17 protein-coding genes and 1 tRNA gene are annotated in these 21,525 nt (G+C 62.1%); 7 read left to right on the top strand and 11 right to left on the bottom strand.

The window, feature by feature from the left end; all coding sequences use genetic code 11:
* The 11 genes from ACTNBB_RS03540 to ACTNBB_RS03490 all read right to left on the bottom strand — a co-directional run bounded on the left by ACTNBB_RS03540 (position 1) and on the right by ACTNBB_RS03490 (position 13,231).
* Positions 1-930, bottom strand: coding sequence for a YcjF family protein (locus tag ACTNBB_RS03540; RefSeq protein WP_427718704.1), 930 nt, complete (start codon positions 928-930; stop codon positions 1-3).
* Between the two features lie 18 nt (positions 931-948).
* Positions 949-2,175: an FtsW/RodA/SpoVE family cell cycle protein gene (locus ACTNBB_RS03535; RefSeq protein ID WP_154516190.1), complete on the bottom strand. Its 1,227-nt coding sequence runs from the start codon at positions 2,173-2,175 to the stop codon at positions 949-951.
* 9 nt (positions 2,176-2,184) lie between these two features.
* Positions 2,185-4,254: a penicillin-binding protein 2 gene (mrdA, locus tag ACTNBB_RS03530; RefSeq protein WP_154516187.1), complete on the bottom strand. Its 2,070-nt coding sequence runs from the start codon at positions 4,252-4,254 to the stop codon at positions 2,185-2,187.
* Between the two features lie 13 nt (positions 4,255-4,267).
* Positions 4,268-4,834, bottom strand: a complete 567-nt coding sequence (locus ACTNBB_RS03525) for a hypothetical protein (RefSeq protein WP_441044846.1) — start codon at positions 4,832-4,834, stop codon at positions 4,268-4,270.
* Between the two features lie 12 nt (positions 4,835-4,846).
* Positions 4,847-5,788 (bottom strand): rod shape-determining protein MreC, encoded by a 942-nt coding sequence (gene mreC / locus ACTNBB_RS03520; RefSeq protein ID WP_427726915.1) that lies wholly within the window; start codon positions 5,786-5,788, stop codon positions 4,847-4,849.
* 78 nt (positions 5,789-5,866) lie between these two features.
* Positions 5,867-6,898, bottom strand: a complete 1,032-nt coding sequence (locus ACTNBB_RS03515) for a rod shape-determining protein (protein ID WP_006236061.1) — start codon at positions 6,896-6,898, stop codon at positions 5,867-5,869.
* A gap of 127 nt (positions 6,899-7,025) precedes the next feature.
* Positions 7,026-8,330, bottom strand: a complete 1,305-nt coding sequence (locus ACTNBB_RS03510; protein ID WP_441048360.1) for a tetratricopeptide repeat protein — start codon at positions 8,328-8,330, stop codon at positions 7,026-7,028.
* Between the two features lie 12 nt (positions 8,331-8,342).
* On the bottom strand, positions 8,343-8,885 hold the full coding sequence (locus ACTNBB_RS03505) for a peptidylprolyl isomerase (RefSeq protein ID WP_154516178.1): 543 nt from the start codon (positions 8,883-8,885) through the stop codon (positions 8,343-8,345).
* Positions 8,886-8,990: 105 nt separating this feature from the next.
* The gene (locus ACTNBB_RS03500; RefSeq protein ID WP_441056620.1) at positions 8,991-10,145 is read right to left on the bottom strand and encodes a zinc ribbon domain-containing protein; all 1,155 of its coding nucleotides are present in this window, start codon (positions 10,143-10,145) and stop codon (positions 8,991-8,993) included.
* Between the two features lie 215 nt (positions 10,146-10,360).
* Positions 10,361-13,078, bottom strand: a complete 2,718-nt coding sequence (locus ACTNBB_RS03495; protein ID WP_441056622.1) for an HAD-IC family P-type ATPase — start codon at positions 13,076-13,078, stop codon at positions 10,361-10,363.
* A 76-nt stretch (positions 13,079-13,154) separates the two neighbouring features.
* Positions 13,155-13,231, bottom strand: a tRNA-Arg gene (locus ACTNBB_RS03490).
* 203 nt (positions 13,232-13,434) lie between these two features.
* Here ACTNBB_RS03490 and aroF point away from each other — a divergent pair.
* The 7 genes from aroF to ACTNBB_RS03455 all read left to right on the top strand — a co-directional run bounded on the left by aroF (position 13,435) and on the right by ACTNBB_RS03455 (position 21,484).
* Positions 13,435-14,457, top strand: a complete 1,023-nt coding sequence (aroF, locus tag ACTNBB_RS03485; protein ID WP_441056624.1) for a 3-deoxy-7-phosphoheptulonate synthase — start codon at positions 13,435-13,437, stop codon at positions 14,455-14,457.
* A 3-nt stretch (positions 14,458-14,460) separates the two neighbouring features.
* Positions 14,461-15,375, top strand: a complete 915-nt coding sequence (locus tag ACTNBB_RS03480; protein WP_441056626.1) for a prephenate dehydrogenase — start codon at positions 14,461-14,463, stop codon at positions 15,373-15,375.
* Between the two features lie 36 nt (positions 15,376-15,411).
* Positions 15,412-16,518 carry a 3-dehydroquinate synthase gene (gene aroB, locus ACTNBB_RS03475; protein WP_441056628.1) on the top strand — a complete coding sequence of 369 codons (1,107 nt, stop codon included), beginning with the start codon at positions 15,412-15,414 and terminating at the stop codon, positions 16,516-16,518.
* Positions 16,512-17,831: a 3-phosphoshikimate 1-carboxyvinyltransferase gene (gene aroA / locus ACTNBB_RS03470; protein ID WP_441056630.1), complete on the top strand. Its 1,320-nt coding sequence runs from the start codon at positions 16,512-16,514 to the stop codon at positions 17,829-17,831. The genes aroB and aroA overlap by 7 nt, the downstream gene beginning before the upstream one ends.
* A 1-nt stretch (position 17,832) precedes the next feature.
* A complete protein-coding gene (gene aroC / locus ACTNBB_RS03465; RefSeq protein WP_441056632.1) occupies positions 17,833-18,930 on the top strand; it encodes a chorismate synthase in 1,098 nt (365 codons plus the stop codon).
* A 169-nt stretch (positions 18,931-19,099) separates the two neighbouring features.
* Positions 19,100-20,245, top strand: coding sequence for a bifunctional chorismate mutase/prephenate dehydratase (locus ACTNBB_RS03460; protein ID WP_441056634.1), 1,146 nt, complete (start codon positions 19,100-19,102; stop codon positions 20,243-20,245).
* Complete coding sequence (locus ACTNBB_RS03455; RefSeq protein ID WP_441056636.1) at positions 20,246-21,484, top strand: shikimate kinase; 1,239 nt, start codon at positions 20,246-20,248, stop codon at positions 21,482-21,484. It begins immediately after the preceding gene.
* Positions 21,485-21,525 lie beyond the last annotated feature (41 nt).

The raw sequence follows: 21,525 nt of genomic DNA, 5'->3' as shown, positions 1-21,525 counted from the left end.
CTAAGCAGCGAGATCGGATGCATCCTCAAAAGGATTCATGGGACGGGTAGCGCCGGCAACCGTGGTCACCAGGTCGCGGACGCGCGAGAACGTGGCGGCAACCACCTCGTTGGCACGGCTGTAGTCGATATCGCGCTCGTAGAGAGACACGAGCGCACGACCCATGCCATAGGTGCCGACGGCGGCGGAGAGTGCCTTAACGGCAAACCCAATATGCGGCGTCTGCTTTACCAGGGCGCGAGTGACGGCGCGCATTACCAAGCCGCCGGCAAGCACGCCCGCGACCTCGTAGCCGCGCTCGGGCTTAATGCCGCGTCCAAAGATGGCCGCAAGCTCAAAGAGCATGCCAACCTGCGCCAGCGCCATAACGGGATAATCGGCCCCCGGCAAAAACACCAGCGCGCCCGTCGCCATATTGGTAAGCGCGCACGAGGTGATGATGCGGTTGGCGGCGGCGATGCGCATAAAGGCAAAGTTCGCCGCAAAGGCCGTCTCCTTTTCCGTACGGTCCAGGATCCAGCGGGCGAGTGTCTCGAGCAGATACGTCTTATCGGTGGCCGCTACCACGCCGAGCATGGGCGTGGACTCCTGGATAAAAGGCACCTCGACAGCGGACTCGGCCAGCACGCACACGGGCGCGCCGGCAATGACGAGCTCCTGTACAGCACTCTCAAGGCGCTCAGATCCGCACGAAAGCACCAGCACCACGTCGGTATCGGTCTTGGGGACGATACGCTCCTCCCCCAGACGCTCAACGCGGACAATACCCGAGGTCGTCTGCGGCACAAAGGCATCGCGCACCGTCTCGACCAAAAAACGCGAGGCAGTCGAATCCAGGTAGACCGAAACGCGCACCGGCGTATCGGAATCCCTCTTGGTGGTCGCGCCCATTTTAAAAGCGCGAGTCAGCTTTTCCACGGGAATCTTCATGGCAAACCCCTCCAGCGGTTACGCGGCGCCCGAACGATGCCGCCATATGGATTGTACGATACCCACCGTCAACAACTGGATCATCATCGAGGACGAACCAAAGCTAATGAACGGCAGCGGAATACCGGTAATCGGCATCATGCCAATGCACATGCCGATGTTCTCGAACGTCTGAAATGCCCACATGCCGACAATACCCACGCATGACAAGCGTAGAAACAGAGACTCGCACTTAAAGGCGACGCGGATCGTCGAGAAGATGAGCAGTACGTACAGGCACAGCAACAAAAAGGAACCGCAGAAGCCGAACGTCTCTGACAAAAAGGCGAAGACGAAGTCGGTATGGAACTCGGGCAGGAAGCCGCCGGCCGACTGCGTCGCATGCCCCAGGCCCTTACCAAAGAAACCGCCCGAGCCGACCGCGATCAACGACTGCTGCAGGTTGTACGCATCGTCCGAATCGGCGTTGTCGGGGTCGATAAAGACCGTCAGACGATTCATCTGGTACTGCTTAATGAGCACATCATGACCGAGCAGCGAATCGAAGACCGAATCGAGCGCCAGGACGAGCGCCACCAAACCCACGAGCAGAGCCAAAGTCGACAGCACCCATTCGCGGCGCGCACCGCTCATGCAGATGACGATGGCGCCCGACACCAGCACGACCAGACCCGAGCCCAAATCGCCCATGGCGACGACGGCCAAAAACGGAACGGACAGCATGCCGCAGAGCTTAATGTAGTCGCGAGCGGTATCGATGCGCCCGTTGTACTGCGAGCCAAGCGTGGCCATAAAGAAGATGGTGATGAGCTTGGCAAGCTCAACGGGCTGGAATGTTAAACCGATACCGGGAATCTTGATCCAACCCGTCATTCCCAAGCCGCCCGTGTAGGACAGGCCCGGAATCTTAGGCGAGAAGATCACGATGAGATCGATGACGAGCAGGGCCGTCGAAAAGTTGGAAATGCCGCGCAGGTCGGTGCGCCAGACGAGCACCGCCAGCACCGCGCCAATACCGATACCCAGCAGGTGACGCGAGAACGAGGCATCGGCTTTAAACTGCGAGGCGGACCAGATAATAATGGCGCCATAGGTGACGAGCGCCACAGTCGCCAACAGCACGCCGACGTGCACCTTTTGGCGAAACGTTCCGCGCGATGCGGAAATCTGCTTGTTGACGCGGTCCAGGCTGCTGCGAGAGCCGGTTTTGGTTGAGCGGAACAGGTCCGCCGGCGAAAAGTCCATCGCAACCTCCTATCGAACCGAGGAATCGCCCGTGGCCGTCGACGTGTCGGGCTCGTCATAAATCGCACCGAGGACATCGCGCACAACGTGCAGCGCGGTATCGGAGCCGCCACCGCCCTGTTCCAAGACAGTGGCGATCACGTACTTGGGGTCATCGGCCGGCGCGTAGGCGCAAAACCACGCGTAATCGTCCTCGCCGCTCTTCTCGCCCGTGCCGGACTTGCCGTAGACCGTAGGGGTCAGGGAGTTAAAGTGCGCGGCGGTCGAAGTCGACGCCGAGTAAATCACATCGTGCATGCCGTTGCGGACCAGCGCAAGATCGGCATCGTTGTTAATTTGGGCCTCAAGGCGCTTCTTTTTGCCCTTGCCGTTGTACTTGTAGGCATCGCCGTCGCCATCACGCGAGACAGCAGACAAGAACACATGCGGCACATACTGTTTGCCGCCGTTGGCAATACCCATGTAGGCGCAGGCCATCTGCAGCGGTGTCACCAGAATGTCGCCCTGGCCGATGGCGATGTTGGTCATATCGCCGGCATTCCACTTGCGGTCCTCGGCCGAGGCGTCGGTAAAGTACGACTCTTTCCACTCGGCATCGGGAATGCGGCCCGCACCCTCACTCGGCAGGTCGATGCCGCAGGTCTTGCCCAGGCCCCAACGGCGAAAGACCTCTTGCAGGCCTTCGGGATGCTGGTCGTTGTAGAAAAAGGCCTTGCCCATATCGTAGAACACGGGGTCGCAGGAGTTGGCGATACCGGACTGCAGCGTCATCGTGCCGTGGCCGGAGTGCAGCCAGCAGTACTTTCCCCAAGATTTGCCCAAGCCGGTCCAATATCCCGTGCAGTTGGTCGTTTGACTCGAAGTGTACGTGCCAAATTCGAGGCCAGCCAGCGCCGAGAGGGGTTTGATGGTCGAGGCGGACATGTACTGGCCGCTAATGGCGCGGTTGAGCAGCGGATGCGAGCCCTCGTCATCGTTAAGCTCGGTCCACACGTCATTGGAGACGCCGCCGATAAAGACAGAAGGATCAAACTTGGGTTCGCTTGCCATGCCCAAGATCTCGCCGTTGTTGGGGTCAAGGCACACCACGGCTCCGTTGCCGGCATTGCTATGGCCCGTAGTCTTGGCAAGCTCAATGGCATTCGCCAGAGCCGTCTCGCAGGCCTGTTGAATCTTAAGATCGAGCGTAAGCTTAATGTCAGAACCGGCCTTGGCGGGAACGGCGCCGGCTTGACCGGTAACGTTACCCGAGGCGTCAACTTTCACGGTCTGCTCACCGCGAATGCCCTGCAGTAGGTTTTCGTAGTAAATCTCTACGCCCGCCTGGCCCACAATATCGCCCGATTGATACGAGATCTGGCCAGCCGCGCTTTCGTTGCCGTCCGACGACTTCTTGTTCTGCGCCTCGAGCTGCTCGGAGGTAATGGTGCCGGTATAGCCCAAAATATGGCAGGCGGTCTCGCCATACGGGTACTGGCGCTCGGTGCGCTCGGCGATCTTCACGCCGGGAAACTCACCGGCGTGCTCCTGAATGTAGGCGACGGTAGAGCGGCGCACGTCAGTCGCGATCGTATGCAGGCTCTGCGCGCCCTCGGAATTGTCCTGGATGTTGCGCAGCACCGCGACATACGGCATGCCGAGCACGTTGGCAAGATGACGCACCAGCACCTTGTCGTCGGCAAGATCGCGATAGGCGACGACGGCGAGCGAGGGGCGGTTTTGCACCAGTGCGACGCCGTTGCGGTCCAAGATGCGGCCACGGACGGCCGGCGTGGTAACGGTACGGGTCTGATTGCTCTTGGCCTGCTTGTCGTAGTAGTCCGACGAGACCATCTGCATGCCCCACAGCTTAACGGCAAGCGCGGCAAACATGGCACCCACGCCCGTGGTGAGGATGGAGAAGCGGCCCTTGAAGGCCGTGGCGGCCGTATTGCCCTCGCCCTCGGTGGCGCGCGGTGCCGTTCCGTGCTGTGTGTCGTAGGTAAAGCGGGAGTCGCCGCGGCGCATGATGACCAGCGCGACCACAATGGCCACGACCAGCGCGATACCGGCGACAACAACCGTCAACTGGGAAGACATCTTGAGGCCTCCCCTATTTGAGCTTACGGGTCTTGGGCTTAAAGCGCATGCCCGTCTGACGCCCACCGCGCGCGGAGAACCCATAGCCAGACTGCGGAGCGGCGCCGGACATCAAAAACGGAATGGCAATCAAGCCCGTCAGGATCGAGGACGGCAGAGCGTGCCCAAAAATGGCCACCACAAAGCTCGTCTCCAGACCCATAAACAGCAAGATGATGCTGTAGACCACGTTGATGGCAAGCGCAAAGGCGCCCACGGTAACGCCGCGCGCACCCGGCGAGCCGCCCGTCTGACCAGCCGCGCTGTGCACCAAAGCAAAACTGCCCACGGTCAGCAGCAGCGACATAACGCCCACCGGCACGGCGGCGGAAAGGTCGTAAAACAGACCGCTGCAAAAGCCGCACACGACGGCACGCGTAGGGTCGCCCGAAAACACGCTCAGGCACACCAAAATAATCATAAAGTTGACGCGGCCGCCCGCGATGGAGATTTGCGGAGCCAGTCCCGCCTGCAGCAGCACGCAGACGATAGCGGCAATTGCAAAGGCGCGGGAGCCAGTCCCCTGCTCGTGTAGATCCATGGACATGCCTCCCTATTCGCTCGATCCAGAATCGGACGCTTCGGCCGTGTCGGAATCATCATCCGATTTCTCGTCCTTAGACTGAGTCGCGGCATCGCGCGACGAGCCCTGCGGGGTACTATTGGCCGAGCTCACATCATCGTCCGAAGCCGACTGCTCGTCGGTGAGCGAGGTGATGACGAGCACTTCCTCGTTATTCTCGGCCGTGGTCTGCGCACGCACCACAATGGTGTAGTACACGTCGTTAGCCGACTTCTCGACCGAAGACACGGTGCCGAGCGGCAGTCCCTTGGGGAACACGCCACCGATGCCCGAGGTCACGATGATATCGCCCACCTTAACATCGGAGTCGACGCTCACGTACTCAAGACGCAGCGTGCCATCGGGCTGGCCCTGTAGCATGCCTTGTGCGCGCGTGTCCTGCACCATAGCGGACACACCAGAGTTCTCGTCGCCAATCAGGCGCACGGTCGATGTCTTGGCCGAAACCTCGATAATCTGGCCGATGACGCCGGCCGAGCTCGTCACGGGCATGTTGATGGTAAGCCCGTCGGCAGAACCCTTATCGATGGTGACGGTCGACGTCCAGGCGTCACCCGAGGCTCCGACAATACGAGCCGCAGTGGACTTGAGGTTATAGGTCGACTGCAGGCCCACAAGACCCTCAAGGCGCTCAGCGGTCTTTTGGGCCTCGGAAAGCTCCGCGACCTTGGAAGTGAGGACCTCGTTTTGCTTCTTAAGGTCGTCGAGCGACTCCTGCGAAGCGGTGAGGTTGGAGAACACGTTGCCGATGGCATTGAATGGCGCCGCCACCGCCGAGCCAACAAAACGCACCGGAGAGGTGATTGTCGTGACGCCCGAACGCACGGCATGTATCGGCCCGGCCTCGCCCTCTCGAATGTAAAACGTGAGCAGCAACACAGAAATCAGGCTGAAAACAATCAACGGGCGCATACCCGTTGATTGTCGTTTGGTATTCAGATTTGAAGAGAAACCCGAAGATCGTGCCAAATGGAATCCACCTTTTGGAAATTAAGCATTGGTCTGGACGAAACCGCCGTCAAACGCGTTGGCCTCGAGCACGCGGGCACAACCGTTTACGACGTTGTCGAGCGCCGTGGGGCTCACGTTGACCGAAACGCCTGTCTCATCGCGCAAGCGGACGTCGAGGCCGCGCAGCAGCGCACCGCCGCCGGTCAACAGAATGCCGTAGTACATAAGGTCCGAGGCAAGATCGGGCGGCGTGGCGTCGAGTGCGTCCTTGACGGCCTTGGCCATCTCGTCGAGCGGCTTATTGAGCGCACGACGAATCTCCTCGCTCTCGATGCGCACGGTTTTGGGCAGGCCCGTGATCACGTCGCGGCCATTGACCTCGACGTCAAGCTCGTCCTTGAGCGGCACGGCAGAGCCGACCTTAATCTTAATGTCCTCGGCCGTACGCTCACCGATGGCCAAATTGTAGGCATCGCGAACATGCGTGAGGATAGCCTGATCGAACTCGTCGCCGGCAATGCGGATGGACTGCGACACGACGATACCGCCCATGGCGATAACGGCGACCTCGGTGGTGCCGCCACCGATATCGATGACCATGGAGCCGGTCGGCTCCTCGACAGGCAAGTCAGCACCGATAGCCGCGGCCATAGGCTCCTCGATCAGATAGGCCTGGCGAGCGCCAGCCTGAATCGTAGCCTCGAACACGGCGCGCTTCTCGACCGACGTGACACCGGAGGGAACGCATACGACGACGCGCGGACGAGGGGTCCACGGATAGCGCTTCTCGGAAGCCTTATCAATGAAGTAGCGAAGCATGGCCTCGGTGACATCGAAGTCGGCGATAACGCCATCCTTAAGAGGACGCACGGCCACAATGTTGCCGGGCGTACGGCCAAGCATACGCTTAGCCTCGATACCGACTGCAAGGATGCGCTCATCGTTTTTGTCGATGGCGACGACGGAAGGCTCGCGAATGACGATGCCCTTGCCGCGCACAGAGACAAGCGTATTGGCGGTGCCGAGGTCGATGGCTAGATCGCCCGCATAGCTACCGAAGAACATGTCCATCAAAGAAAACAACGCAACTCCTGATGTGTTGGATGATTGCTGGAAAACTACTAGCTCATCATACTAGCGCAAGCCCGGCACCTCACTTGCGGTGAAGCACCGGGCAGCGCCAAATCTCATAAGGTCACTACTGGTTGTCAGCGGCCGAGAAATCGATGTCGAGCGAAGATACCGCCCAGCCGATATGGTTGTCGGAGCGCACGAATTTGACGGTATATTCCTGCTCGCCGCCCTTGGACAGGGAAGCCTTCACCTTCGCGGTGGTCTCGGTCATGGACTGATCCATACCTTCAACGGAGACGGTGGCGCCCTGCGGGATCGAGGAGATAATCATCGCCTTGGCGTCCTCGGACAGGCTCGAGGCCAGGCAGGACTCGGCCTTGGCGGTATCACCGTCGCCGGCAGCCTGGAACAGATCGGTGATGACGGACTCCTGCGAGGGGATACCCATGCCGCGCGTGTAGGCAAAGCCCAAACCGCCCGCGGCAAGAACAATCAGCAGAAGCAAAACCAGGAAGACCTTGAGGCCCGTATGGCGATGGCGACGACGGACCTTGGCCTGCTTGCGGTCCTGACGATCCTGCTGGACCATCTCGGACTCGGAAAGCGTAAAGAAGCCCGTGTCGGACGGATCGGGCATAAACTGGCCAGTGGCACCCGTGGGATCGAGCGAATCGACAGCAGTCGTATCCATGGCGGGCGCCGGGGCCGTGGCCATGGCGGTCTGGGCCGAAAGCGCGGCAAGTGAATCGTGCACGCGGGCAAGCTCATCGGCCTGCTCGGGCGTGAGCTGATAGATGCCGTCGGCGGTGGCGGCATTAAAGGCATCGAGCGCCTCGGAAGGACGACCCGCGGCAGAAAGTGCCTCGCCCATACCCGCGTTAAGCGCACGCGTGTCATCGCGCGGACCGGCAAAGTCGATAGCCGTGCGATAGGTCTCCACGGCGTCCGCCGGTCGGCCAAGTTTGATGAAGCAGCGGCCGAGCTCGCCAAGGGCGGCCGCGGGGGCTGGATTGGCGCCATCGATGGCGGCCTGGCGGAAGGCAGTGCCTGCATTGGCGAAATCGCCCGACTGGAACAGCGCGTTGCCAAGACCCAGATAGGCCTTAAACGGCGTGGCGTAGGAAGCATCCTGCGTTGCGGCGGAGAACGCCTGGGCTGCGGTCACATAGTCACCCACGGCAGCGAGCGCCTTGCCGCGGTTGGTGAGCAGCGCGCCGCGCTTTCCATAGGTGCCGTCGTTGAGGGCAGCCGCGTACGCCTCGGCAGCCTCGGCATACATACCCAGGTGCATCAGAGCGTTGCCACGCAGATGGTCGGCCTCGCCCATGATCTCGCTGGGGGTCTTTGCCGCACCGAGCATCTGAGCGGCAGCGGAAAAGTCGCCCGCACGATAAGCGGCTCGACCCTGTTGAATCAGCTGGCTATTCAAGGAAGTCCCCTTTTACTCGTGAACGATCTCGACATGGACGATCTCGTCGCCGGCACGCAGCTGCGAAATCACGTCGAGGCCCTCGACCGTGGTGCCAAAGACGGTGTAACCGGAATCCAGATTGTGCTGGGCACCCAGGCAGAAGTAGAACTGGGAGCCCGCGGAATCGGGATCCATGGAACGTGCCATGGCAAGCGCACCGTCCACATGGCTGTTGCGCGGGTTGGTGGCAAACTCTCCCTTGATGCAGTAGCCGGGGCCACCGGTACCGGGCATACCGTCGGGGCCCTCAAGGCCGGCGGCGACGTCAGCGCCGGACATATCGCGGGTATTGGGGTCGCCGCCCTGGATCACAAAGCCGGGCACATAGCGGTGAAACTTAAGGCCGTCATAAAAGCCCATAGTGGAAAGCTCGCAGAAGTTCGCCACATGGATGGGAGCGCCCTCGCCGTCAAATTTGACCTTGATCGTACCCTTCGACGTCTCGATGATCGCACACTCGTCACCAGCGAGCTGGTACTCGGGCGTATAAAGCTCTTTCTTAAAACCAAACATGTGGTTCCTTCCTCGTGCGTTTAAAGCATATTTGTACGAATTGTAGCAATAAGCACGGGCTTCCATCAATTGCGCACGCAGGTTATGCCGTCGGAGGGCAACAAATTACGAACGCGGCTGCGGCTTCCAGGCGCTCACATTGGCATCGTACTGATTAAGGGCGCTGTTGCCGCCCTGTGCGATGGGCGCCAAGATTTCACTCTGGCGGGCGCTCAGCGACTCGCCATCGGGAATGGACAGCGAGATATCCCAGCTCTGGCAGATCATGTCGACGCGCTCGTACATCCACTCGGCAAGCTGCTTGAGGTGCTCGATATCCTCCGCGTAGACGGTATCATCTTGCACCTTAAGGTTGTTGAGCTCGTCTTGGGTATTTTTGATCTGGTCGCGCAGGGCATAAGCGCTCTGCGACAGCTCCTGACGCGTGGAGAGCGGCGTGCGCAGGTACCCGCTGTTAAACGAGTCGACAACCTCGCCGATCTGATCATCGTCGCCATACGACACGATCGTCCGATACAGACCGTCGAGCTTGGTATAGAGCTGGTCGTCGGAAAGGACGGTCTCCTCCTGGACCACCTCGGCGGTATCGTCGGACTTGGTCTCTTCCTCGGTAGCCTCGCCCTTCTGGCGCGAGGGGAACGTCGTCTTGGCAGCCTGGCCAAACTGGTCGTAAAAGCCCGGCATAACGCCCATGGGGTCCGACGTCACAAACCAATAGGCACTGCCGCACACGGCAGCGAGCAACGCGATGACGATGAGCGGCTTGGGAATACGGCGCTTGTGCTTGTGGTAGGCATCCTCGTCCGGATGCACCTTGCGCTTGGGTTTTTGATTTTTGGACTGAGCGTCGTCACGAAGGGACACCGGCAGCGGGATATCGACCTTGGGAATGCCAAAATCCCTGTCGAAAGCCGGCAGCACGCAGGTCTCATTGGGATCGGCGGCATCGGAAAGTACCGCGGCGGCAGAGGCCGGCGCATGGGGCACCTCGGTATCGATCTGCTCCTGCGTCAGGCGGGGAAAACCAGCCGTGCGCCCAGCAGCCAGGTCGGATGCGGCCGCATCCTCGGATAGAATGCCCGGGGCAGGGCGCCCGCACTTGGAACAGGTACGGTCATGCGGCGACAGACGGGCACCGCAGCCTTCGCAGAACACAAACTCGGTGTGCTCGGGGCCATCGCCCGGGCCAACATAGGTGTTGCAATAGGGGCAGAACGAGGAGCCGTCCTCTATGGTCTTGAGACAATGCGGGCAAATCACGGCATCCTCTTTTCGGAATCATTCGAACCATCGAGGTTAGAGCATAACATCGCTACGCCCCTAAAGGCACAGGGCACCAATTCAACATCGCAGGGTAGCTAATTTGGGACGGGGCTTTTTTAGCTGCCCTGGCCGCCAATCGGCCAAATAGATCGCGTCATCAGCCGGGTAGCTAAAAAAGCCCCGTCCCAAATTAGCTACCCTGTGAGGTGCGGTTACTTTTTCTTTTTGCTCGGCATCGAGACCTTAATGCCCTGGGCGGACTTGGTCACACGCGAGCGCTTGGCGCCCGCGCCCTTCTTTTTCTTGGGCTGGGTCTTTTCCACGCCCTCGAGCGCGCGGGCTTCGGCCTCACGTGTCGTACGCTCCTCGCGGCGCTGCGCCATGTCGGCGGCGACGCGCTTGGCAAAACGCTCGGCCGTCGAGCCCGTCGAGCTCACCTTGCCGCCACCGCGGCCCAAGCGAACGCGCACGCCGCGGCCAAAGCCAGTGGCGGCATGGCGGCGACGCGGCTTAAGCGAATCCATCATCGTGGCGAGTTTAAAGAACACGCTGCAAGTAAAGACCACAATCACCAGAAGGATAATTGCCTCGCCCATCGACAAGTTGGCAATAGACAGCAGCTCGGGGAATCCGATAACGCCCACCAAGATGCCGACGACGACAAATACAAAGAGCACCACACGCAAGGGTGTGAGCGGCTGCGAGATACGCCAGATCAGGCTCACGCTTGCTGCGCACGACGTGAGAAGGCACATCGTCGACAGCGTGAGCTGGCTAAAGCCAAACACGCGCGCCACAAAGATATCGAGCGCCGCGGCCAAAATGACTGCAACCGACGCCGGCAGCGCGCGCTTGAGCACGTTGGTCAAGAATGACCCCTTCACGCGGGCATTGTTGGGCTCAAGGCCCAGCACAAAGCCCGGCGCGCCGATGCAGAAGAAGTTAATGAGCGTCATCTGGATAGGCTCAAAGGGATACGGCGGCAGCGCGATGCACAGTGCCGCCAGGCCCATCGAGAACAGCGTCTTGGTCAGGAACAGCGAGGCCGAACGCTGCAGGTTGTTGATGGAGCGACGGCCCTCGGCCACCACGGCGGGCATCGAGGCAAAGTCGTTATCGACCAGCACGATCTCGGCCACGTTGCGTGCGGCGTCTGAACCGGCGGCCATGGCCACGGAGCAGTCGGCCTCCTTGAGCGCCAGCACATCGTTGACGCCGTCACCCGTCATGGCAACGGTATGGCCGCGACGTTTGAGCGCCTGCACGAGCTCGCGCTTCTGCTGCGGGGTCACGCGGCCAAAGACGTGATAGCGGTCCACCGCCGCATCAATCTTGGACGGCGTATCGAGCGTCGTGGCGTCGACGTAGGCATCGGCCCCCGGCACGCCCACCACGCGCGCGATCGACGACACCGTGCGCGGGTCGTCGCCACTGATCACGTTAAGGGTCACACCCTGCTCGTTAAAGTAGCCGATGGTCTCGGCGGCCGAAGTGCGAATCTCATCGCGAATGGTCACAAAGCCCACGGGCTCGGCCTCGCCCACCATATCGCCATCGGGCGTAAAGCCGTCCACACGGGCCACCACGAGCACGCGGCAGGTGTCGGCAAGCTCGGCCACACGATTTTCGACCTGCGCAAAGATACGCTCCGAAAGCACAAATTGCGCCGCGCCCATCACATAGGAGCCCTGCGCAAACGAGGCGCCGCTCCACTTTTTGGAGGACGAAAACGGAATGACCGACAGCGGCTCGGACACCTCGACCGGGCGGTCGGCGTAGTAGTTGAGCAGCGCCTGACAGGTCTCATTGGCATCGGCCGAGGTCGCGCGCGCGACATTGGCAAGCGCAAAATCGAGCACGGTAGTATCGACGGGGACGGGTGCCTCGTCCGAGGCCAAGCCCACGCCCTCAACGGGCAACGGATAGGTGCCCTCGACCTCCATGCGACCCGACGTGATGGTGCCCGTCTTGTCCAGGCACAGCACGTCGACGCGCGCGAGCGTCTCGATGCAATAGAGCTGTTGCGCGAGTACCTTGCGGCGCGCCAGGCGCACCGTGGCGATGGCAAGCACCGACGAGGTCAGCAGCACCAGGCCCTGCGGAATCATGCCCAAAAGAGCGCCCACCGTGGACAGCAGCGCCGACGAAGGCACGCGACCGGCCAGCAGCTCGGAAAAGCACCACGAAAGCGCGCTATCGCCCGGGGTACCGGCGGCGCCCCATAACCCACTTACACTCGAGGCAAACAAGGCCAGACCAAGCGGAATCATGATGACGCTCGCAAAACGCACGATGGCGTTGAGCGCGTTCATGATCTCGGAATTGACCTTTTTGACGTACTTGGCCTCGTTGTTGATCTTGGCCACATAGTTATCCGCACCAACATGGACCACGCGGGCACGCAACAGGCCCGAGTCGATAAAGCTGCCGCTCATGAGCTCGGAACCAGGTTGCTTCTTAATAAGGTCGCTCTCGCCCGTCAGCAGACTTTCGTTAACGAGCGCCTCGCCCGATACCACCACGGCGTCGGCAGGTATCTGGTCCCCGCGCCCCAGACGAATGATGTCGTCGAGCACGATCTGGTCCAAGTCGAGCTCCACCTCGGCGCCGTCGCGCACCGCGATGGCCTTCTTTGAAGTGAGGAGCGTGAGCTTGTCGACCATCTTTTTGGAGCGCATGGACTGGATAACACCGATGGCGGTATTGAGGAACACCACGAACAGGAACGTCAGGTTCTTAAACGATCCGGTCATAATGACCAAAATCGCTAAAATCACGTTGATCAGATTGAACAGCGTGCAGAGATTTTCGATGATAAGCTCACGAACCGATTTGGTCTTAAGCTCCATGTTGCGGTTGATCTTGCCGGCGGCAATGCGCTCCTCGACCTCGGCGGTCGAAAGTCCGCGCTCGATATCCGTCGTTGCCATACCACGTCCTATCACGTCGCGTCGGTATAAGAAAAACCGCCCGGACCATGCGAGGTTCGGACGGTCTTACGTTCGATGGTGCCCCATGTTGGATTCGAACCAACGGCCTTCTGCTCCGGAGGCAGACGCTCTAATCCCCTGAGCTAATAGGGCGAACGGTTGGCATTATACCCAAGTGCGCCACGAGCTAACAACATAATAGAAAAAGCTCTGCAATTACGTGGGAGACGAAGCGCAACGGCTCACTTTAGGACGCAAAAGTGAAATAATTAGTATAAACTCTCATGCACCATATGATACGGCTCGCACTGCGGGCCGTTTTTGCAAGGGTTATCCATCGAGGTGAGAGGCACACCATGATTGCAATTTTAAAGCGGAGCGCCAGCGATGAGGCCATCGGCCACATCGTCAGCTGGATTGAGAAGAAGGGTCTCAAAACCGACGTGTCGCGCGGCGAGAACGAGACCATCATCGGCCTGGTGGGCGATACGACCAAGATCGACCCGTTCCTGCTCGAGTCCATGGATGTCGTCGAGCGCGTGCAGCGCGTCTCCGAACCGTTCAAGCGTGCCAACCGCAAGTTTCACCCCGAGGACTCCGTCATCGACTGCGGCCACGGCATCAAGATCGGCGGCGACCAGTTCCAGGTCATCGCCGGACCCTGCTCCGTCGAGGGCGAAAACCTCATTCGCATCGCACGCCGCGTAAAGGCCGCCGGCGCCACCATGCTGCGCGGCGGCGCCTACAAGCCCCGCACCTCCCCTTACGCCTACCAGGGCATGGGCCCCGCCGGCCTGGACCTGCTATGCGAGGCCTCGGCCGAGCTCGACATGCCGATCGTCACCGAGATCATGGACCCGCGCGACGTGCAGGTCTTCTTGGATAAGAAGATTGACGTCATGCAGATCGGCGCCCGCAACGCGCAGAACTTCCCCCTGCTCAAGGAGGTCGGCAAGACCCAGACCCCGGTCCTGCTCAAGCGCGGCATGTCCGGCACGATCGACGAGCTGCTCATGGCTGCCGAGTACATCATGAGCGAGGGCAACGACAACGTTATCCTGTGCGAGCGCGGCATTCGCACCTTCGAGACCCGCACCCGTAACACCTTCGACCTCAACGCCGTGCCGGTGCTGCACCACCTGTCGCACCTGCCCGTCGTGGCCGACCCCAGCCATGCGACCGGCTACACCCGCTACGTTGAACCCATGGCGCTCGCCGCGACCGCCTGCGGCGCCAACGGTCTGGAGATCGAGGTTCACGACGAGCCCAGCCGCGCATGGTCCGACGGCGCCCAGGCCCTCACCCCCGACCAGTTTGACGACACCATGCGCCGCATCCGCGCCATCCGCGAGGTCGTCTGCCAAGAGACCATGGAGTAGCCCATGGGTACGGTGAGAAACGCACGCGTTAACCAGGGCGGCCCCAAATGCGCCGGCGTTGTGGGCCTGGGTCTGATCGGCGGCAGCTTTGCCCGCGGCTATGCACAGGCGGGCGTCCGTGTGCTGGCCTGGGACCCCGACGATGACGTCATGACGGCCGCCAGCATGGGCACCGTCGCCGGCGAGCTCAACGACGAGACGCTCGGCGAGTGCGACATCATCGTGCTGGCCTGTTACCCCGAGGCCTGCATCGAATGGCTCGAGGCGCACGCCCAGGCACTCGCCGACGCCACCGATACCGAGGCCATCATGGGGCCCGTGGTGATTGACACCGTGGGCGTGAAGGGCATCGTGTGCGAGCGTGCCTTCGAACTCGCCCGCGAATACGGGTTTTACTTTGTGGGCGCGCACCCCATGGCGGGCACCCAGTACTCGGGCTACGCTCACTCCCGTGCCGACCTGTTCCAGGGCGCGCCACTCGTGCTCGTGCCGCCTGCAGTGGACGATGCGCTCAAACTGGAGCTTTTAGGCCAGGTGCGAGAGATGGTGCGCCCCTTAGGGTTTGGCAAGTTCAGCGTGACCACCGCCGCCGAGCACGACCGCGTGATCGCCTTTACGAGCCAGCTCGCGCACGTCGTCTCAAACGCCTACGTCAAAAGCCCGACTGCCCAGGTTCACCACGGCTTTTCGGCCGGTAGCTACCGCGACCTTACCCGCGTGGCGCACCTCAACCCCCAGATGTGGTCGGAGCTCATGATTGACGACGCCGACGCACTTGCCTTCGAGATCGACCATCTGATCGACTCGCTCGGCGCCTACAGCCGTGCGCTCAAGGACCGCGACCAGCGCTATCTTGAGAATCTCCTTGCCGAGGGCGACCGCATTAAGCGCGCGCTCGACGACGAGGCCGCCCACTAGACCACCTATCACGCCAGGTCGAAAGGACCAAAGCTTATGGCGATTACCATCGATATCGACACCGCACGCCCCTACCAAGTGCACGTCGGCACGTTTTTGCTGGAGCAGGCGGGCCCGCTCGTCCGCGCCACCGCCGGCGGATCGCGCGCCGTTATTGTGACAGACACCAACGTAGGTCCGCTCTACCAAATGCCCGTTAAGCAGAGCCTGGAGGCTGCGGGCTATACGGTGAGTGTCTGCACCTTCGAGGCCGGCGAGGCACACAAGCGCGCCGAGACCTACATCAACATCTTGGAGTTTGTGGCCGAGCACGAGCTTTCGCGCTCCGACGTGATCGTGGCACTCGGCGGCGGCGTTGTAGGCGACGTGGCTGGCTTTGTGGCCGCCACCTACATGCGCGGCTGCAAGTTTGTGCAGATCCCCACGAGCCTGCTCGCCATGGTCGATTCGTCGGTGGGCGGCAAGACGGCCATCGACCTGGCCGCCGGCAAAAACCTGGCCGGCGCCTTTTGGCAGCCGAGTGTTGTTATTGCCGACGTGGGGTGTCTCGCCACCCTCACGCCCGAGCAGTTCGCCGACGGCTGCGGAGAGGTCGTCAAACACGCCGTGATCGCCGACCCCGAGCTTTTCACCGAGTTGGAGAAGACCCCGCTCACGCTGGAGCTCCTCAACCGCGACGTGGCCCGTGTGGCGCTCATCATCGCCCGCAATATCGACATCAAGCGCGCCGTGGTTGTCGCCGATGAGCGCGAGACCAACCAGCGCAAGCTCCTCAACTTTGGGCACAGTGCCGGACACGCTGTCGAGGCCTGCGAGCACTTTGAGCTGGGACATGGCAACTGCGTGTCGATCGGCATGGGCATCATCACGCGCGCCGCAGCGCTTCATGGCATCTGCGACGCCGCGCTGCCCGGCCGCATCGAGGAGCTCTGCGCACGCCACGGTCTCAAGACCCGCTGCTCGCTTTCCGCCGACGCCATCTTTGCCGAGGCGCTGCACGACAAAAAACGAGCCGGTGACACCATCGACCTGGTAATTCCGCACGACATTGGCCGCTGCAGCATCGACCGCACGCCGCTTTCCACCTTCCATGATTTAATTGCCGAGGGCCTCGGCCAGAAGGGAGACGTCTCCGCATGCTAGCCCGCATCACTCCGTCCCCACTCAAGGGCACCGTCCCCGCCATCGCATCCAAGTCGATGGCGCACCGCCTGATCATCTGCGCCGCCCTTGCCAACGGAGAGACGCATGTGACCTGCAATACCACCTGCGCCGATATCGAGGCCACGGTGCGCTGCCTCACGGCGCTCGGCGCCCGCATCGAGACCGTCGAGGATGGCTTCCAAGTCCATCCCACTATGAAGAGTATTGAGTTTGGCCTGCTCAAGGCACTTGCCGGCGGCACGCTCGACTGCGGCGAAAGCGGCTCCACGCTCCGCTTTATGCTGCCCGTGGCCTGCGCGCTGGGGGCAGAGGCCACGTTTGTGGGCCAGGGCCGTCTGGGCGCCCGCCCGCTCTCCCCGCTCTCCGACGAGATCATCGCCGCCGGCTGCGACCTGCAGGGCCTGGGCGGCTTTCCGCTCAAGACGAGCGGCCGCATGCGCCCGGGCACATTTGTCCTGCCGGGCAACGTGAGCTCGCAGTATATCTCGGGCCTGCTGCTGGCGGCCCCGCTGCTGGCCCAGCCCTCCTGCGTGCAGGTGACCGGCCTTATCGAGAGTCGCCCCTACATCAACCTGACCATCCAGGCTATGAAGGCGTTTGGCGTCGAGGTCAACGTCGAGCGCATCCCCGCCAAAAACGGCAAGCCCGAGGTCACAAACTTCCGCGTGAGCAGCGGCTCGTACCGCACGCCTGGCAACGTGGCTGTCGAGGGCGACTGGTCCAACGCCGCCTTTTGGCTGTGTGCCGGCGCCATCGGCTCCGACCCCATCACCGTCGAGGGTGTGTCACTCAGCTCGGCCCAGGGTGATCGCAACGTGCTTGCCGCGCTCTCGCGCTTTGGCGCCCGCATCGTGCGCTCCACCAACGCCGCCACCGTGCAGTCCGACAAGCTCGCCGGCTTTGAGATGAGCGCGCACGACATCCCCGACCTGGTGCCCGTTATCTCGGCCGTGGCCTCGCTGGCGCAGGGCCGCACGTTCATCCGCGATTGTGCCCGCCTACGCATCAAGGAATCTGACCGCCTGGTCACCACCACCCGCGAGCTCACCGCACTGGGCGCGCAGGTGCGCATTGCCGGCGACGACCTCATCATCAAGGGTGTCGATGCCTTTATCGGCGGCGAGGTCGATTCGCACAACGACCATCGTATCGCCATGATGGCCGCCATCGCCGCGAGCCGTGCTACCGGCGAAGTTGTGATCCACGGCGCCGAGGCCGTCAATAAGTCCTATCCCGATTTCTTTGACCACTACCGCCTGCTGGGCGGCAAGGTCACGCTCGAGGAGGAGTAGTATGTCCTCGACCTTTGGCAACGTATTGCACTTAAGCATCTTCGGCCAGTCGCACTCCCCCGCCATCGGCTGCTCGCTCGACGGCATTCCGGCAGGTATCGCCGTTGACCAGGAGCAGCTGCAGGCCTTTTTGGACCGTCGCGCCCCCGGTCGCGACGAGACCGCGACCAAGCGCCGCGAGGCCGACGCCGCGCATATCATTGCTGGCGTAGTCGATGGGCACACTACCGGCGCGCCTATAGCCGCGATTATCGAGAACACCAACACGCGCTCCAAGGACTATTCCGAGCTGCGCCGCAAGCCCCGCCCGGGACATGCGGACTACCCCGCGCGCGTGAAGTACCACAACATGCACGATGTCGCTGGCGGCGGACATTTCTCCGGCCGCCTAACGGCCCCCCTATGCATCGCCGGCGGCATTGCGCTGCAGGCGCTCGAGGCCCGCGGTATTCGGGTGATGGCGCACGTCGCGCAGATCGGCGGCATCTCCGACCTGCCCATGGACGATATGGTCTATCGCGAGGCCGACCGCAAGGCGATCCTTACGAACGACCTGCCCTGTATTGATGCCGCGGCCGCCGGTCGCATGCGCGAGGAGATTCTCGCCGCACGCGACGAGCTTGATAGCATCGGTGGCATCGTGGAGTGCGGCATCTACGGCCTTTCCGCGGGCATCGGCGACCCCATGTTCGACGGCATCGAGAACCGTATCGCGCAGATCGCGTTTGGCATCCCCGCCGTAAAGGGCGTGGAGTTTGGTATGGGCTTTGCCGTGGCCGCCATGCGCGGCAGCGAGAACAACGATCCGTATCGCGTTGATGCCGAGACCGGCGGGATTGCGGTCGAGTCCAACAACGCCGGCGGCATCCTGGGCGGCATCTCCACCGGCGCACCCGTCATGTGGCGGATGGCCGTAAAGCCGACGCCCTCCATCGGCCGCGAGCAGCAGACCGTGGACATGGACGCCATGGAAAATGCGGAGCTCTCGGTCCACGGCCGCCACGACCCCTGCATCGTCCCGCGCGCCGTCCCCGTAGCCGAGGCAGCCGCAGCGCTCGCCATCTGGGACGCCCTCCTAGAAGACGCCGCCCAGCTTTAGCCCACCCACCTCGAGGGTAGCTAATTTGGGACGGGGCTTTTTTAGCTACCCTTTGACTGGTGGCGAATCGATGGGTGCCGGGGCAAATACTCACTGGCATATGGGGGTAGCTAAAAAAGCCCCGTCCCAAATTAGCTACCCCAGGCAACGATTCACGAAAGGGGTCTCCATGGACCTTGCCGATATTCGCCAGGCCATCGACGGCATCGATATCGCCTTGCTCAACAGCTTTGTCGAGCGCATGGACATTGCCACCGAGGTCGCCAAGTCAAAAATCGAGATGGGCAAGGCCGTCTTTGACCCCGCCCGCGAGCGCTCCAAACTCAACAACCTCGCCAGCCGAGCACCCGAGCGCTACGAGGCCCAGACCATTACCCTGTTCCGCCTTCTCATGAGCATGAGCAAGGCCGAGCAGCAGCGCTACATCAACGAGCTCAAGGGCATCACCGTGTCGCAAAAGGCCCATACCACGGCAGCAGCATTTGACACGCCCTTCCCTCAAACGGCCTCCGTCGCCTGCCAGGGCGTCGAGGGCGCCTACAGCCAAATCGCCGCATGCAAGCTCTTCGACGTACCCGACATCGCGTTCTTCGAGACCTTTGAGGGCGTTATGCACGCCGTGCGCGACGGCTTTTGCGAGTTTGGCGTGTTGCCCATCGAAAACTCAACCGCTGGCTCGGTCAACGCCGTCTACGATCTTCTCGCACAGTTCGACTTCCATATCGTGCGTTCGCTGCGCCTCAAGATCGATCACAACCTGCTCGTCAAGCCCGGCACCAAGCTCGCCGACGTGCGCGAGGTCTACAGCCATGGCCAGGCCATCGCCCAGTGCGCCGGCTTTATCGAGGCCCACGGCCTGCACGCCACCAAGTACCCCAACACCGCCATGTCGGCCGAGCTGGTCGCCAACTCCGATCGCACCGACGTCGCCGCGATCGCCTCGCGCAGCTGTGCCGCGCTCTACGGTCTGGAGGTACTGGAGCCCAACATCCAGGACTCGGACAACAACTACACGCGCTTTGTCGCCATCTGCCGCGAGCCGCGCGTCTATCCCGGTGCCAACCGTACCTCACTCATGATCACCACGGCCAACGAACCGGGTGCCCTCTACCGCGTGCTCGAGCGCTTCTACGCGCTCAACATCAACCTCATCAAGCTCGAGAGCCGCCCCATCCCCGGGCACGACTTTGAGTTTATGTTCTACTTTGACCTGGACTGCCCCTTTGGCAGCAAGGCCCTCGACGACCTGCTCGACTCGATTGACGACGTGTGCGAGAGTTTCACCTACTTTGGCAGCTACACGGAGGTGCTCTAGATGACCGATACCGCCGCAACCCGCCCCTACGGCGTGCTGGGCCGCGTGCTGGGGCACAGCTACACCCCGACCATCTACAAGGAGCTCGCGGGGCTGGAATACGTGCGCTTTGAGCGCGAGCCCGAGGAGATTGAAGCCTTTATGACGGGCGACGAGTGGGAGGGCACCAACGTGACCATCCCCTACAAGCGCGCCGTCATGGACTACCTGGACGAGCTGAGTCCGCTGGCCAAGCGCATGGGCAACGTCAACACCATCACGCGCCTACCCGACGGCCGCCTGCGCGGCGACAATACCGACTACTTTGGCTTCCAATGCCTGGTCGAGGAGCTGGGCGTAGAGGTTGCCGGTAAGAAGGTCCTCGTGCTCGGCGCCACCGGTGGTGCCGGCACCACAGCAAGCATGGTGCTCGGTGACCTGGGCGCGGTCGTTGTACCTGTCGGCCGCACGAGTGAAGTCAACTACGAGAACATCGCACAGCAGTCCGACGCGGCGCTGCTCGTCAACTGCACGCCCGCCGGCATGTTCCCTCACTGCCCCGACGCTCCCTGCACGCTCGAAGGGCTCGATGCGCTCGAGGGCGTCATCGACATTGTCTACAATCCCGCCCGCACGGGACTCATGCTCGAGGCCGAGCGCCGCGGCATCCCCTGCATCGGCGGCCTGCTGATGCTCGTGGCCCAAGCGGCACAGGCCGTTGAGCGCTACACCGGCCAAGTCACCCCGCGCGAGCGCATCCTGGACGTAACGGAGCGCTTGTCTCGCCGTGAGCAGAACATCGCGCTCATCGGCATGCCGGGCTCGGGCAAGACCCGCGTGGGCGAGCAGATCGCCCAGCTCACGGGCCGCGAGCACATCGACTTGGACCGCGCGCTTGAGGAGCGTCTGGGCATGTCCTGCGCCGACTTTATCGTCGAGCGCGGCGAGGCGGCCTTCCGCGAGCAGGAGACGGCGGCGCTGGCCGACATCTCCAAGCGCAGTGGCCTGGTGCTCTCCACCGGCGGCGGCGTGGTCACACGCGACGAGAATTACCCGCTGCTGCACCAGAACAGCCAAATCGTGATGCTCAACCGCAAGCTCGAAGAGCTCGCCCACAAGGGTCGCCCCATCACCGCCCGCGATGGCATCGATAAGCTCGCCGAGCAGCGCATGCCGCGCTACCGCTCCTGGGCCGACTACATCATCGACTCACGCGACTGCGCCGCCAACACCGCCCGCGCCCTCCTCGACACCCTCTAAAACCTGCCAAAAAGGGACAGGTTTATTTTGGCAGGTTTTAT

The organism is Collinsella sp. HCP28S3_B9, from assembly GCF_052066095.1.
Taxonomy (GTDB): Bacteria; Actinomycetota; Coriobacteriia; order Coriobacteriales; family Coriobacteriaceae; genus Collinsella.
Note: the sequence above shows the minus strand (reverse complement) of the source record. Positions and strands in the feature narration are given on the sequence as shown.